Source organism: Pusillimonas sp. DMV24BSW_D, from assembly GCF_011388195.1.
GTDB lineage: Bacteria > Pseudomonadota > Gammaproteobacteria > Burkholderiales > Burkholderiaceae_B > Neopusillimonas > Neopusillimonas aestuarii.
The window spans coordinates 2504442-2519257 of the sequence record NZ_CP049990.1; the positions used below are offsets into that span (position 1 = coordinate 2504442).

At 52.7% G+C, this 14816-nt stretch carries 13 protein-coding genes; 2 read left to right on the forward strand and 11 right to left on the reverse strand.

What is annotated here, in order from left to right; genetic code table 11:
- Positions 1 to 8: 8 nt before the first annotated feature.
- A complete protein-coding gene (locus G9Q38_RS12130) occupies positions 9 to 248 on the forward strand; it encodes a DUF3820 family protein (RefSeq protein ID WP_166131336.1) in 240 nt (79 codons plus the stop codon).
- Here G9Q38_RS12130 and G9Q38_RS12135 read toward each other — a convergent pair whose 3' ends face one another.
- The 5 genes from G9Q38_RS12135 to G9Q38_RS12155 all read right to left on the reverse strand — a co-directional run bounded on the left by G9Q38_RS12135 (position 249) and on the right by G9Q38_RS12155 (position 4879).
- Positions 249 to 980: an ABC transporter ATP-binding protein gene (locus G9Q38_RS12135; RefSeq protein ID WP_166131338.1), complete on the reverse strand. Its 732-nt coding sequence runs from the start codon at positions 978 to 980 to the stop codon at positions 249 to 251.
- Positions 970 to 1710: an ABC transporter ATP-binding protein gene (locus tag G9Q38_RS12140; RefSeq protein ID WP_166131341.1), complete on the reverse strand. Its 741-nt coding sequence runs from the start codon at positions 1708 to 1710 to the stop codon at positions 970 to 972. The genes G9Q38_RS12135 and G9Q38_RS12140 overlap by 11 nt, the downstream gene beginning before the upstream one ends.
- Entirely contained in the window at positions 1707 to 2699 is a 993-nt protein-coding gene (locus tag G9Q38_RS12145) for a branched-chain amino acid ABC transporter permease (protein WP_166131344.1), read from the reverse strand. Before G9Q38_RS12145 ends, G9Q38_RS12140 begins: the two co-directional genes overlap by 4 nt.
- Positions 2696 to 3565: a branched-chain amino acid ABC transporter permease gene (locus G9Q38_RS12150; RefSeq protein ID WP_114420870.1), complete on the reverse strand. Its 870-nt coding sequence runs from the start codon at positions 3563 to 3565 to the stop codon at positions 2696 to 2698. Before G9Q38_RS12150 ends, G9Q38_RS12145 begins: the two co-directional genes overlap by 4 nt.
- A gap of 90 nt (positions 3566 to 3655) precedes the next feature.
- Complete coding sequence (locus tag G9Q38_RS12155) at positions 3656 to 4879, reverse strand: ABC transporter substrate-binding protein (RefSeq protein ID WP_166131348.1); 1224 nt, start codon at positions 4877 to 4879, stop codon at positions 3656 to 3658.
- Positions 4880 to 5106: 227 nt separating this feature from the next.
- Between G9Q38_RS12155 and G9Q38_RS12160 the strand changes: the two genes are divergently transcribed.
- Positions 5107 to 6636 carry an MDR family MFS transporter gene (locus tag G9Q38_RS12160; RefSeq protein ID WP_166131351.1) on the forward strand — a complete coding sequence of 510 codons (1530 nt, stop codon included), beginning with the start codon at positions 5107 to 5109 and terminating at the stop codon, positions 6634 to 6636.
- 76 nt (positions 6637 to 6712) lie between these two features.
- Here the strand turns inward: G9Q38_RS12160 and rpoD are convergent, their stop codons facing one another.
- The 6 genes from rpoD to G9Q38_RS12190 all read right to left on the reverse strand — a co-directional run bounded on the left by rpoD (position 6713) and on the right by G9Q38_RS12190 (position 14732).
- The gene (gene rpoD / locus G9Q38_RS12165) at positions 6713 to 9013 is read right to left on the reverse strand and encodes an RNA polymerase sigma factor RpoD (RefSeq protein WP_166131354.1); all 2301 of its coding nucleotides are present in this window, start codon (positions 9011 to 9013) and stop codon (positions 6713 to 6715) included.
- A gap of 291 nt (positions 9014 to 9304) precedes the next feature.
- Complete coding sequence (dnaG, locus tag G9Q38_RS12170) at positions 9305 to 11278, reverse strand: DNA primase (RefSeq protein ID WP_166131357.1); 1974 nt, start codon at positions 11276 to 11278, stop codon at positions 9305 to 9307.
- The gene (gene rpsU, locus G9Q38_RS12175) at positions 11275 to 11487 is read right to left on the reverse strand and encodes a 30S ribosomal protein S21 (protein ID WP_114420875.1); all 213 of its coding nucleotides are present in this window, start codon (positions 11485 to 11487) and stop codon (positions 11275 to 11277) included. The genes dnaG and rpsU overlap by 4 nt, the downstream gene beginning before the upstream one ends.
- A gap of 53 nt (positions 11488 to 11540) precedes the next feature.
- Positions 11541 to 12086: a phosphoribosyltransferase gene (locus G9Q38_RS12180; protein ID WP_114420876.1), complete on the reverse strand. Its 546-nt coding sequence runs from the start codon at positions 12084 to 12086 to the stop codon at positions 11541 to 11543.
- A gap of 87 nt (positions 12087 to 12173) precedes the next feature.
- Entirely contained in the window at positions 12174 to 13469 is a 1296-nt protein-coding gene (locus G9Q38_RS12185; protein WP_166131359.1) for an adenylosuccinate synthase, read from the reverse strand.
- 99 nt (positions 13470 to 13568) lie between these two features.
- Entirely contained in the window at positions 13569 to 14732 is a 1164-nt protein-coding gene (locus G9Q38_RS12190) for an ATP phosphoribosyltransferase regulatory subunit (RefSeq protein ID WP_166131362.1), read from the reverse strand.
- Positions 14733 to 14816: the final 84 nt, after the last annotated feature.

Sequence of the window (14816 nt, forward strand, 5' to 3'; positions counted from 1 at the left end):
AGCGTGAAATGCACCCCGACGACCTGGAAAAACTCGTTACCTGGCAAATGCCCTTCGGCAAATACAAGGGCCGCTTGCTGGCCGACTTGCCGGGGCACTATCTGAACTGGTTTGCACGCACGGGGTTCCCGCCCGGAGAAATCGGGCGTCTGCTTGCCTTACTGCAGGAAATGGATCACAACGGCTTGAAGCCCCTGCTTAATCCGTTGCGAGATAAGTCAGTTAACCCCGAGGGCCGCGGACTTTAATTAAAGCCCTAAATATGCCTGGCGAACGCGATCGTCCCCCAGCAAGGCTTTGCCGTCCCCTTCCAGCGCGATGTTACCTGTTTCCAGCACGTATGCACGATCACATAACTCAAGCGACTCCACCACGTTTTGTTCTACCAGCACTACGCTAAAACCACTGTCGTGCAAGCTGCTGACGACGCCGAACATTTCTTCGGTCAGAATGGGTGATAGGCCCAACGAAGGTTCATCGAACATCACCAAACGCGGATTCGCCATAAGTGCACGGCCAATCGCCAGCATTTGCTGCTCTCCGCCCGAAAGGGTGCCCGCCAGTTGTTTATATCGCTCCGCCAAACGTGGAAAGGTTTCGTAAACACGATCCAGGTTCTGTTTACGATCGGCCTGCGCACGACGCAATGTAGCACCTAAGCGCAAATTTTCCACAACACTCAGGCTGGGGAATATTTGCCGCCCTTCCGGTACCTGTGCAATACCTAATTCACAAACACCGGTGCTATCAAGACCGGTAATATCCTGCCCTTCAAACACAACACGCCCTTGCGCAGCCTTCACCATGCCCGCTATGGTGCGAATCAAGGTCGTTTTCCCCGCGCCGTTCGCCCCCACTACTGAAACAATTTCACCGGGAAGAATATGCAAACTTACGTCGGCTAACGCTTCGGCTTCTCCGTAACGTACTTTCAAGTTTTCAACTGCAAGTATAGGCGCCGCGTTATTTTCAATGGCCATGTTTCGCCCCCTTGCCCAAATAACTCTCAATCACTCTCGGATCGCGCGTCACCGCATCGGGTGTCCCTTGGGTAATTAACTCACCATGGTGCAAAACGGCAACGTGATCGGCGATCGACATCAAAATTCGCATAACGTGCTCTACCAACACAATCGTTAGACCCTCACCGTTCAGCTTGCGCAAAACCGCTATTACCTCGTCGGCTTCTGTAGGTCGCAGGCCGGCCATCACCTCATCAAGCAGCAATAAACGTGGTTGGGTGGCGAGTGCTTTGGCCAATTCCAGCATCTTGCGGTCGGGTAAAGTTAGGTGCATGGCTAGAATATCTTTTTTGGCGCCAAGCCCAATCTGATCAAGCGTACTCGCCGCCAAATCGCGCGCCTCATCTAACGAAGGTGCACGCAGCAGAGCGCCAACCATCGCGTTATCAAGCACGGTCATCTCTTGCAGCGGACGCACGACTTGAAAGGTTCGGGCAATACCCAATTCGCAGATTTCCTCGGGATTCAGGCCGTCGAGCGAGCGACCATCAAAAACCACGCTTCCTTGCGTTGGTTTCATTGCACCGGCAATCATTTGAAAACAAGTCGTTTTACCCGCTCCGTTAGGCCCGATCAGACCCATGATCTTACCTTCGGGAACATCGAAGCTTACCTGGCTTACCGCAGTCAAACCGGCAAAACGCTTAGTAATGCCCTGAACCTGAAGTAATGGTTTGGGTTGACTCATGACGACGCCCCCCCCTTCATCCATCGTTCAATTCGCTTTGCAACAGGCGGCCAAATGCCATCCGGCAAAAACACAATCACCATCAAGATCAACACACCATAAATTAATGTGTTCAAACCAAAAATCCCCATTGATTGCGCCGCGTGATTTGAAATCTCATTAATGGGAATCACAAAAAACGCCCCTATGATCGGACCAAACAACGTGCCCATCCCACCGATAATAGGCGCAATAATAATTTCAATTGAAAAGCGCATACCCATCATCGTGTCGGGAAACAGGCTACCGCTAAGTAACGCATAGAAAGAACCACCCACACTGGTCATGGCGGCACTAATCATGACAGCCAGAATTTTTAGGCGTAACGCTCGCACACCAATCGCGCGCGCTGCATCCTCATCTTCCCTGATCGCCCGCCAAAAATAACCCAAGCGAGACCGAATCAATAATGCCGTTCCCCAGAAGCCCAGAATACTTAGCACCAGAAAACAAAAGTAATAGAACGTCGTACCGCCGCGTAAACTAAGCAACGGATGTGTGTCTTGCGCGACACGCAGAAAATACCCGGCATTGCCCCCTACGAACGACCAGTTTTCGAACGACAAACGACCCATTTCGGCAACCGCAATCGTTAGCAAGGTGAAATAAATACCTTTTACAGCGAAGCGAAAACCCAGCCAGGCCACAAATGCGCCCACGACGGCACTGATTGCTGCACCAATCAGGATACCCAGCCATGGCGACAGGCCGAAAGTGCCCACCGACACGGCGCAGGCATATGCCCCCAAACCAATATATAAACCGTGCCCCAGCGACAACTGCCCAACATACCCCATCATCAAGTTCCAAGCCTGCCCGAAAAAAGCAAACATCATGATCAGGGTAAGCACAGCGACGATGGAATCGGATGTGACGACAGGTAGAAAAGCCATAATGGCGAAGAACGCAATAGCCAGCCCACCCCACATTCGGGTTGTTGCATTATTCATCGTTGCTTTACTCCAAATAAACCTTGCGGACGCAACAACAGCACCAGAATCATCAACCCATAAGAGAACATGGCTTTCATGGCCGGATTAATGAGTAGTGCTGCGACACTTTCCGATACTCCGATCAGAATGCCGCCCACTAAGGCGCCCATCAAACTTCCCATTCCCCCAATAATGACAATAATGAAAGCCAGTAGGGTTAGTTCACCAGCCAGATAAGGCTGTGTGTCAAAAATGGGGGAAATCAATGTACCCGCTACACCTGCACACGCCACACCGATACCTGCGGTGACCGCATATAAGCGATTTACCCGCAACCCGATCGCCTGAGCGCCGGTTTGGTTATCAGCGGCGGCCCGAATAGCGGAGCCTGTTGTGGAGTAACGCAGAAAAAGCAGTAATAGGGCAATCATCACCAAAGCCACTGCAGCACCATATAAGCGAACCGCATCCAGACGCAAGCCGAAAACCTCGTACGTTTCAAAGCTTGACGGGTCGGCGATAGAACGCGCATCGGGGCCGAACACCAGCATGTGTATGCCGGTAATGATGAGTGCCAGACCTATAAATAAAATGAACTGAGCATGATGCGGGCGCCGAATGAACCGGTTGATCAAACCGATTTGCAAGACATAACCGACACAAAACATGATGATTGCGGACAGCGGCACGGCCATAACCGGCGTAATATCGAGCGAAAGCCAAAGCAAATAGCCGATATACATACCCAGCACCACAAGTTCACCGTGGGCAAAGTTCACTACCCGCATCACCCCAAACATAATAGTGAGGCCCAGCGCAATAAGCGCATAAACAATGCCGATGAGAACGCCGCCTGCAATCACATTGGCGTACAAAGAATACATGGAAAACCTTTCAGGCTTGGAACAAACAAACTAAACAGAGCCCCTTCACGGAAGGGGCTCCATCCAAAGCACCGTCATTTGAACGCGAAATCAGCGTTCGTTGAACGGACGCATCGGATACACCACCTCAGCCACTGCGGCTTCGGCCGGACCAACTACCGTCGGCTCACTATTTTGATTTTGCAGCAAAGCAACACCAATGTTGGGGTTTTGGCCTTTCTCGTTAAACTGAATCGGACCGCCCCACATAACGTGGTCTTTAATATCGGTGGTTTTAAGTGCCGCGTGAATGGCGGCTGCGTCATTCGACTTGGCCCGACGCAAGGCGTCTGCCACAATATCAACCGCCTCGTAAGAAAATCCCACATTCAACTCAAAACGGTTTTTGCTGTCCATTGCCTCAAAGCGTTTGGCCAACTCCACCGCGCGCGGATTCTTCACATTCAACCATGGCACACACACCATGTAATCGTCGCCGTACTTACCCAATGCATCAGTAAACGCTTTTTCGTAAGGCCCAGGACTTCCCGGGCCGATAATGGCTTTGGGGTTGTATTCTTGCTTTACCATTTCGCGAACAATCATAATTGCATCGTTGACACGGGTAATCGGCAATAACAACTCAGCGCCGGTCGCCTTGGCTTTTGCCACTTCAACAGACAAATCTTTGGCACGAACGTCGTAGCCGATCGTATCCAGAATTTCGATTGGCAAGTTCTGTTTCGCCCACTCAGCCTGCATGGCTTTCAGTGCCGACTGCCCGAATGTGTCATTCACATAGAGCACCGTCGCGGTTTTAGGTGGGTCGTCGGTTTTGGCGGCCAGTTCCCGAATACGCTGCACCGCATTGGAAACCAATTGCGTGGCCGGCGTGAAATTACGGAAAATCTGCGTAAAACCTTGCTCGGTAATTTGAGGCGCCGAAGCGATATTGATGACCAACGGTACCTTGGCTGCCTCGCACGCCTGAGCGGCGGAAATGGTCGCACCAGTATCCCAGCAGCCAATCAAAACCGAGCACCCCTCACGAATCAACTTTTCGGCAGCCACACGACCGTTTTCAGCCTTGGATTCGGTATCTGCGTAAATCAACTCCATAGCCGGGCCGTTACGTTCTTTGTTGATCATGCCGGCAAACTCAACCCCGCGCCGGGACGCCTGCCCCGGAAACGCCAAAACACCGCTGGTGGGTAGAATGACACCAACTTTGGTGGGATGATTGTTCGCCCAGCTAAAACGCATGGGCAGTGCGCTCATTACCGCAGCGGCCCCGGCCGACTTGATAAGTGACCGGCGAGAGAAACGTGTATTCATAGCGACCTCCTGGCGGATCCAAATTAAAAAAACAGAAGAAAAATCGAAATGTGTTTTAAATATGAAACGGTAATTTATTTATAAAACGTGCTGCTATGATAGCGAAGAGGTTCCCGAGGGGCTACGCGGAAAAACCCTTATTGATGTATCAACATAGCTTAGAATAGCGCTTTTCTGTCTACTATTTCGCTTCGACTCAAACGTCACAAGCTCACCATTTACCCTATATGTCGGATTCATCGAGCACCATTACTTTCACTCACCACGAAGCCAAACGCGTTGTACTCGGCTTGCTGGTCGCCATTTTTCTCGGCGGTCTTGAACAAACGATTGTGGCAGTAGCCCTACCCTTGATGTCGGCCGATTTAAGCGGCGTAGAGTATTTGGCATGGGTCATTTCAGGCTATTTGATTGCCATGACGGTTGCCACCCCCATTTATGGAAAGTTGGGTGACATATACGGGCGCCGTCTTATGTTGTTCAGCGCCATTGTCATTTTCTTGCTGTCATCCGTTCTATGCGCCATGGCAACCACCATGCCGGTCATGATTCTGGCCCGCGTCATTCAGGGGGTGGGCGGTGCCGGCTTATTGGCTGTGTCGCAAACAATTGTGGGCGATATTATTTCCCCGCGTGATCGTGGCCGCTATCAGGGATACATTAGCACCGCCTTTGCCATTGCCAGCGTAACGGGTCCGGTCGTCGGCGGACTGCTGACCGAATACATATCCTGGCGCTGGATTTTCTGGATCAATGTTCCGCTATGCGTGCTGGCCTACCTCACTGCGCGCCGTGCTCTAGACAAACTCCCCATTCCGAAACTGCGCCGCAGTATTGATTACCTGGGCGCCTTGCTGCTTACTGTCGGGTTAGCCATCCTGCTCATTGCCATCAGCCGGGTGGGTCATGGCACCGCAATCACCGAAAGCCTGAATCTGCTTTTATACAGCGTTTCAGTCGCTGTTCTGGCCTCGTTCATATGGCAGGAAAAAAGAGCACCCGACCCGGTTATTCCACTGATGCTTTTGCGAAATCGCGCTGTGGCAGCGTCCAGCCTCATGCTCTTTATCGCTTTCATTCAAATGATTTGCATGACAATCCTGATTCCATTGCGTCTACAAATGCTAACCCACGCAGGTGCGGATGAGGCCGCAGTACAATTACTGCCTTTATCGCTTTCAATTCCCGTTGGCGCCTGGATCGCGGGCTCACTCATGGCGAAGCTGGGACACTATCGGCGTCTGCAACTAGCCGGCACGGTCATTCTTCCGATCGCCATGGCTGCAACAGCGTACACCCCGGCCGACAGCACGCTACTGATTATCCTTTGCACATCGCTGGGTGGTTTTGCCATTGGTTTGCTACTCCCTACTTCCGCTGTGGCGGCGCAGAACGCCGTGGAGCATCGACACTTGGGTGTTGCAACCGGCCTGATTTCATTCTCCCGGTCACTCGGAGCTGCCATCGGCATCGCAGTACTCACAGCCGTATTATTTGCGCTACTGCAACAGTACACGCCTGCAGGGCTGTCCTTGTCTGTCTCCGCAACCGACGTCATTGGTGAAATGGTAGAAGGCGCTTTGCAAACGGCCACGCCTGAAGAAAGGCAAGCAATGGTGGAAGCTGGTGTCCTCGCATTCCGCCATGTTTTCCTGCTTAGTGCCGCCATCGCCCTGATTGGCATTGTGGCCTGCCTAAGTGCGCCAGACCGCCGCTTAAGTGAGAAAAAGCCCGAAGTTGAATCGCATCACTACTAATATGCTGCAATAAAAATGGCGGTGTGCGTTGAGCACACCGCCATAATCACTTTGTTACCCAATCAAGCCCCTGAACTTACTGCCCTTCCAGGAAGCTGCGAAGCTTATCGGCCCTGCTGGGGTGACGTAACTTGCGTAACGCTTTCGCCTCTATTTGACGAATACGCTCACGCGTCACGTCGAACTGCTTACCGACTTCCTCAAGCGTTTGATCAGTGCTCATTTCAACACCGAAACGCATGCGCAGCACCTTGGCCTCGCGTGGCGTTAAGGAATCAAGCACCTCTTTGACAACGTCACGCATCGAGCCGTGCAAAGCCGAATCAGAAGGCGACAAGTTCGCCAAATCCTCAATGAAGTCACCCAAATGGGAGTCGTCATCGTCACCGATAGGCGTTTCCATGGAGATGGGCTCTTTGGCAATTTTCAGTATCTTGCGGACCTTGTCTTCCGGCATATCCATTTTTTGCGCCAAGGTGGCCGGATCGGGCTCAGCACCGGTTTCCTGCAGAATCTGGCGATTGATCCGGTTCATTTTATTGATGGTTTCAATCATGTGTACCGGAATACGGATAGTACGTGCCTGGTCGGCAATGGAGCGTGTAATAGCCTGACGTATCCACCATGTCGCGTAAGTAGAGAACTTATAACCGCGACGGTACTCAAACTTGTCGACCGCTTTCATCAAGCCAATATTGCCTTCCTGAATGAGATCCAGGAACTGCAGCCCGCGATTCGTATATTTCTTGGCAATAGAAATAACCAACCTCAAGTTTGCCTCGGTCATTTCACGCTTGGCTTTACGCGCCTTGGCTTCGCCCGTAGCCATACGCTTGTTGACGTCTTTCAGATCTTTCAGGGGTAATACCACGCTAACCTGAAGGTCGATAAGCTTTTGCTGTGTTTCATGAACAGCAGGCACGTGGCGCTCCAATGTTTCCGAATAGCCATGGCCGGCAGCCACCTCTTCCAGAACCCAGTTCAAATTGGTTTCATTGCCAGGGAAAGCCTTAATGAAATAAGTACGCGACATGCCGGCGCGATCGACACAGATGTGCAAAATCTCACGCTCAAGTTTACGAACCTCAGCAACTTGGGTGCGCAGTCGATCAGCCAGTTTTTCCACCATTTTGGCCGTGAAGCGGATGCCCATAAGCTCATTAACGATGGCTTCCTGGGCCTCTTTATAAGCCGAGGAGCCATAACCTTCGTTCTCGAAGGCCTTGCGCATCTTGTCGAACCATTGATTGACTGCATCGAACTTCTTCAATGATTTAGTGCGCAACAATTCCAATTGCTTGCTGCTCATGCCGCCGGCCGGACCGTCGTCATCTTCGTCTGCGGAGACGCCGGAACCGGCATACTCTTCACCATCTTCGTCAATCAGGCCATCGACGATTTCATCGATTTGCGCCTGACCATCGCGTACACGCTGAACATGCTCCAGAATTTCATTCACAGTTGTGGGGCAAGCGGCAATTGCCATCACCATGTGCTTCAAGCCGTCTTCGATACGTTTGGCAATTTCAATTTCACCTTCGCGTGTGAGCAGCTCAACCGTGCCCATTTCGCGCATATACATGCGAACAGGGTCGGTGGTACGGCCAAAATCGGAATCGACCGTGGTAAGTGCCGCTTCCGCCTCGTCCTCTACGTCGTCATCGCTGGAAGCAACGGGTGCGTTGTCATTCAAAAGCAACGACTCTGCATCAGGCGCCTGATCGTAGACCGAAATGCCCATGTCGCTGAAAGTACTGATGATGCCGTCGATTGCTTCGGCATCCACCAAGTCGTCAGGAAGATGGTCGTTAATTTCACCGTAAGTTAAGTAACCACGCTCTTTACCCAGTTTAATCAGAATCTTCAAACGATTGCGACGCGCTTCTTGTTCTTCAGGCGTCAGGTTACGGGCCGGCGTATCTTTCTCGCCTTTGGCACGTTTGCCTCCACGCTTGGAAACCGGCTTAAGGTCAGGAATAACTTCGGCTTCGACATCCATATCGTTATCGTCGAAAGCACCATCGTTGTTAGCCGCCTTGGCCGGACGACCGGGGCGACGCCCGGTAGGCGCGGCGCGGGCTTTACGTTTCTTCGGCTCAGTGCCCTCGGTTTCGGGCTTGGCCTTACGGCCCGCCGTCTTGCGGGCCGGCTTATCGACCGCAGCAGCCTTAGTTGCCTTCTTTACTTCGACTGCCTCGGCTTCGGGGTTGGCCGCCGCCTTGGAGCCACGTGCGGCAGTTTTGCGCGCAGGCTTCTTATCTGTTCCTGCTTTTACCGTGGCCTTGCTTTCACTTTTTGTGGCGGCCATAGTTTTAGGCTTGCGGGTTGCCGACGTCAATTCAACATCGTGCAAGGTTTTGTCAGTCGCTTTGGTCATATTCGCTTCCGAAGACGCACCAACCGTCATTGGACCGCTTATTGGCCAATGCGTGATGCTCAAAAACAGGGTTTTCTACACCTGGCTGCCCGTTGTTTTTGTTGCTTTCTTCAATAAACACGCCCATTAATAATTAATGCCTGACCACATTCGGGTTACAGGTTGCACAAAAGGCCATATTGTGAAGAACGCGCTAAAAACGCGTGGGAAACTAGTAACGTGTAAAACCCTTTATTTTACAATAGTTATTCAAATTCAAACAGTTAAAACGCGTGAAATATTGCGGCCGGATCAGGATCCCGACAATTTTGCCAGCCGCCGGGTCAGGAGTTGATAACGTTCACGCGAAACGGCATCCGGCAAACCTGCCGCGATCAGTTCCGATTGTTCCGCACGAATCACATCGACCTCAACTTTATGCATTGCATCGTTCCATTCAGCCATGGGTTCGGGTAAGTCGGTTTGTGTCAAAACATCGGTTGAGATCGAGCGCAACACTTCCGCCAGATCGGATTCCGGATCGGCCGCCTGCAAGACTGCGCCCACATGACGCGCCCCGCTACTTCCAATCAACTCAATTAGCGCTCTTACCATACTTAGATGAGGGCCACGCGCCAAAGTTTCAAGTTGTTGATCACCCAAGGCATGCACCAGCTCAGGATGCGCCAACAGCAACCGCAACAGCCGCTTGGCCAATGGCGTAACTGCACGTGTACGGCTTCTTGGCGAGCCACCGGCTTTCACCCGACCCGACACACGTGACGCAGAAGCCGACAAACCCGACTCAGAGGCTCCCGACGTGTTTGCGCCGACATCCATATCATCCATAAAGCCGGGCGGCTCCGTAGGGAAATGATCAAATACGGGTTCAAAATGCGTATCGTCGGCATGATGTGTTTGCGACGACTTGTTATGCCGTTCCGGCACGCGTGCCGCATTCCGCCACTGCTCAGCCTCCCTCGCTGCGTGCTCACTTGCCTCCAGATGTGCCGCCAGCTCTTCCGGGGTCAGCTTCACTTGCTGCGCAAACTCACGCTCAATTTGCACACGCAACGTTGTTTCACGCGGCAACTGCAGCAATAAGGGGCGCGCTTCGTGTACACATGCAGCCCGCCCTTCTGCTTCGTTCAGGTTATGTCGTTGAGCCAATTCGTCCAACATAAAGCGCGATAACGCCGGCGCGCCGGCAACCGTGTCGCGAAACACTTGAGCGCCATGCTCGCGCACGAAAGAGTCCGGATCATGGTTACTAGGCAGAAATAAAAAACGTAGGGAAACATCATCGCGCAGTAAGGGCAAACAAGTTTGCAAAGCGCGCCAGGCCGCTCTGCGCCCGGCGCCATCCCCATCAAAACTGAAGACAATCTTGTCAGCCACGCGCAGCAACTTTTGGATATGCTGTTCGGTTGTAGCAGTACCGAGTGTCGCCACGGCATTTTCAACGCCCTGTTGCGCCAACCCCACCACATCCATGTAGCCTTCCACCACCAGCACATGACCTTCGCGCCGAATCGCGTCGCGTCCTTCCCACAACCCGTAAAGTTCCTGGCCCTTTGAGAAAATAGGCGTTTCAGGTGAGTTAAGGTATTTGGGCTCGCCCTTGCCAATAACGCGCCCGCCAAAACCAATCAAGTGGCCTCGGGCATTACGAATGGGAAACATCACTCGTTCGCGGAAACGATCATAACGACGACCGTCGTCCGCCTCTACCACCAAACCAGCTTCGACCAACAAAGGGTCTTCATAATTACTGAAAACTGTCGCCAGCCCCCGGCGATCATGACCGGACCAACCCAAACCGAAGCGCGCAGCAATTTCCCCCGACAGGCCGCGATCTTTCAGATATCGGATCGCCGCCTGTGACGCCTTTAACGACTGCAGATAAAATCGCTGTGCGGATTCCAGCGCCAATTGATGGCGCGATACCTCTTCCTTGCGCCGTCTGGATGCCTCACGCGACTGAGGAGAACGTGGGGCTTCCGGTACCGTCATCCCTACGCCGCCCGCCAACGAACGGACCGCTTCCGGGAAACTGGCCCCGGTATGTTCCATTAAAAACGTGATTGCCGACCCATGCGCACCGCAGCCAAAACAGTGGTAGAACTGCTTGGTGGGACTAACAGTAAAAGAAGGAGATTTTTCGTTGTGGAAAGGACAGAGACCAAGCAAGTTGGCCCCACCTTTCTTCAATTGCACGTACCGCCCGACGACGTCGGCTACATCAACCCGGGCGAGTAGTTCCTGTACAAAGGACTCGGGGATCAATACAGACGAGGAGGCAGTTGCTGGCTACGCAAACGCTTATAGTGGCGCTTTACGGCAGCAGCGTGCTTACGCTTACGCTCGGCCGTTGGCTTTTCATAAAATTCACGCGAACGCAGCTCGGTTAACAAACCGTTTTTTTCAATAGTGCGTTTGAAGCGACGCAATGCGGCTTCAAAAGGCTCGTTTTCTTTTAAGCGAACAGTTGGCATAAAGTATTCGATATCCGGTACAGGTTAATTAAGCCCTAAATTCTACCATGTTTTCAGGAATTGCGAACCCCTTTTCGCACCCAGGCTTCCAATTGATGCGGACGCAAACTATCGTAATCCTCAAAAGGCTGATGAATCCAGGGGTTCGTGGGTAGCTTGTCGACGTAATAATCGGGGTGGGCTTTGGCGTGCCCTTTCCACCACAACACGGCACTGCGCAACTCGGTAATGTCGGGGAACTGCTCACGCAAATGCTCGCCTACGCGAATAAACGTCATACCGGTATCGACCATGTCGTCGACCAGCAGTACTTTGCCGTCAAGTGTGCCGCGGGTAATCGTAATAAACTGGGCAATGTCGAGCTTGCCCTGTTGCGTACCGGCTGCTTCACGATAACTGCTCGTCGCCAGTATGCCCAAGGGTACGTCGAAAATGCGCGAAAGAATATCACCTACCCGCATACCCCCGCGCGCCAGGCAGATAATTTTCTCAAATTCCCAACCTGACTCATGAATCGTTAGAGCAAGACGGTCGATTAAAGCGTGGTATTCATCCCACGATACCCAAAGATCACGGTCGGTGCTGGGAGGCAAATTCATGAAAACAGTTCCTGTGTAGCGAAAAGAGTCCGTAATAATAAACCCACACAGTCTTCAGGAAAAGACCTGTGCAGGTTTAAAAAGTGATTAGTTTTTGAACGGATGGCGCAGCACAATGGTTTCCATGCGATCAGGACCAGTTGAGACCATGTCGATAGGAACATCGCACACTTGGGCGATACGCTCAAGATAACGACGCGCGTTAACAGGCAGCTCGTCGTATTGGGTTACACCCACTGTGGAGTCTTGCCAGCCGGCCATTTCCTCTAAAACCGGCTCCGCTTCGGACGCGGCCTGCGCCCCTGGCGGCAAAGCATCGAGAAACTGGCCCTTGTAGCGATAACCGACCCCAATACGAATGGTTTCCAGGCCGTCCAGGACATCGAGCTTGGTGACACACAAACCTGAGATGCCGTTAATCATGACTGACCGTTTCATCGCAGCGCCATCGAACCAACCGCAACGGCGCGGGCGACCGGTAACCGAGCCAAACTCATGCCCGACTTTGGCAAGATGAGAGCCTATATCGTCGTGCAGCTCTGTAGGAAACGGACCTGAACCCACACGCGTAGTATAGGCTTTTGCAATGCCCAAAACGTAATTCAACGACTGCGGCCCGACACCCGCACCTGCGGCAGCTGCACCGGCAATACAATTGCTGCTTGTCACAAAAGGGTACGTACCATGGTCGATGTCGAGCAAAGCACCCTGCGCCCCTTCAAACAACAAGGTTTGACCGGCTTTCTGAGCCCCATGCAAATTGGCGGAAACGTCAGCCACCATGGGTTTGATTTGTTCGCCCAACGCCAGCGCCTGATCGCGCACTTCGTTAACCGAAACGGCCTCAGCGCCCAAATATTGCGTTAGTACGAAGTTATGGTAATCAAGCGCCTCTTCAAGCTTGGCATCGAAGACATCCAAATCGTAGAGATCTTGCACGCGAATGGCTCGGCGCGCGACCTTATCTTCATAAGCCGGCCCAATCCCCCTTCCGGTCGTGCCAATTTTTCCGTCACCCTTACGTTTTTCACGGGCCTGATCAATAGCAATGTGATACGGAAGAATCAGCGGGCAGGACCACGAGATTTGCAGGCGCGAACGCACATCGATACCCGCCTCTTCAAGCTCACCGATTTCTTTCAGCAAGGCATCCGGCGACAACACTACCCCATTACCAATGTAGCAAGTCACGCCGGCGTGCATAATACCCGAGGGAATCAGGCGCAAAATGGTTTTGGTGCCGTTAATCCATAAAGTATGGCCGGCATTATGCCCACCCTGGAAGCGCACCACGCCATTGGCGGATTCAGCCAGCCAATCAACAATCTTTCCTTTGCCTTCGTCACCCCATTGGGTGCCGATTACCACGATATTCTTGCTCATGTTGCGTAATAAAATAAAAGCCGTGTTGGCTTGAAAATTAAATAATGCGCCGCCTTCGAATCAAACCCGGGCCGGCGCCCTAAACTTACTGATTCCTGGCTAAACGACCGACTCAACCTGCCACTGGCCATTGGACAGCACCAATTCACGATCGATATTAAATTCGTCGAGTGAGTGCGATTGCCCCGGCAAGACCTGAACCACGATTTCACCTGCTTCGCGTAACTTGCGAATAGCCTGTATCAGCGCTGCATCGGTTCCCCAGGGCGCTTGAATGGCAGTCGCCAGAGGAGCCGGCTCTAAGCCTGACGACAGCTTACGTAAGTCCAGACTAAAACCCGTTGCCGGGCGCGCCCGACCGAAAGCTTTACCGACGCCGTCATAGCGGCCACCACGGACCACTGCGTTATGCCAGCCCTGGGCATAAACAGCGAACACCACCCCGGTGTGATACGCATAACCGGTGCCGATGTCAGCCAGATCGACACTAAAGTCATAATCGGGTAACGCCTGAATAAGTGTTTGCATATCGTGCACCGCTTGCTGGATAGCGGGCAATGACGGCAGGCTGCGTAACGCCCGCTCAAGCACCGACACACCGCCATAAAGGCCTGTCAAAGTAAGCAGCGCCTCAACCAGGCCGCCCCGAACTTGCCCGGCCTGTGCACATAACGCTTGAATGCCGGACTGATCTTTTGCTGCCACGCATTCTGACAACTCTGCTTCGATTTCAGCCAAGGCGGGGTCGGCCGCCACAATAGCGCGAAAAATGCCTGGATGCCCAAGATCGAGTCGCGGACGCGGCACACCCGCACGCTGCACGCTTTCGAGTGCCATTTGAATGATCTGGATATCGGCCTCGACACCCTCATGACCAAATACTTCAGCACCAATTTGTAAAAGCTCACGATCAGACAGAAGATCTGCCGGACGCGCATGCAATACAGTACCGCAGTAGCACAATCGCGTCACGCCGGTGCGATTCAGCAAATGCGCATCTATGCGGGAAACCTGAGGGGTGATATCGGCACGAACTCCTAATGTACGACCCGATAGCTGATCAACCAACTTGCATGTACGCAAATTTAGATCGGAACCTGAGCCGGACAAAAGAGAGTCAAGATATTCAACGAGCGGTGGCGCCACTAACTCGAAGCCGTGGGAACGGTATAAATCAAGTAATTCGCGGCGCAACTCTTCGATACGACGTGCTTCTGCAGGAAGGATATCTGCCAGATTTTCCGGCAATAACCATTTCGACATTTTTTAGCGCCCTGATGAACCTGGGTATGGCGTTAATCAAACAAAAAGCGACTTGGGGCGTAAGCCCGCCAAGTCGCTTGCGGA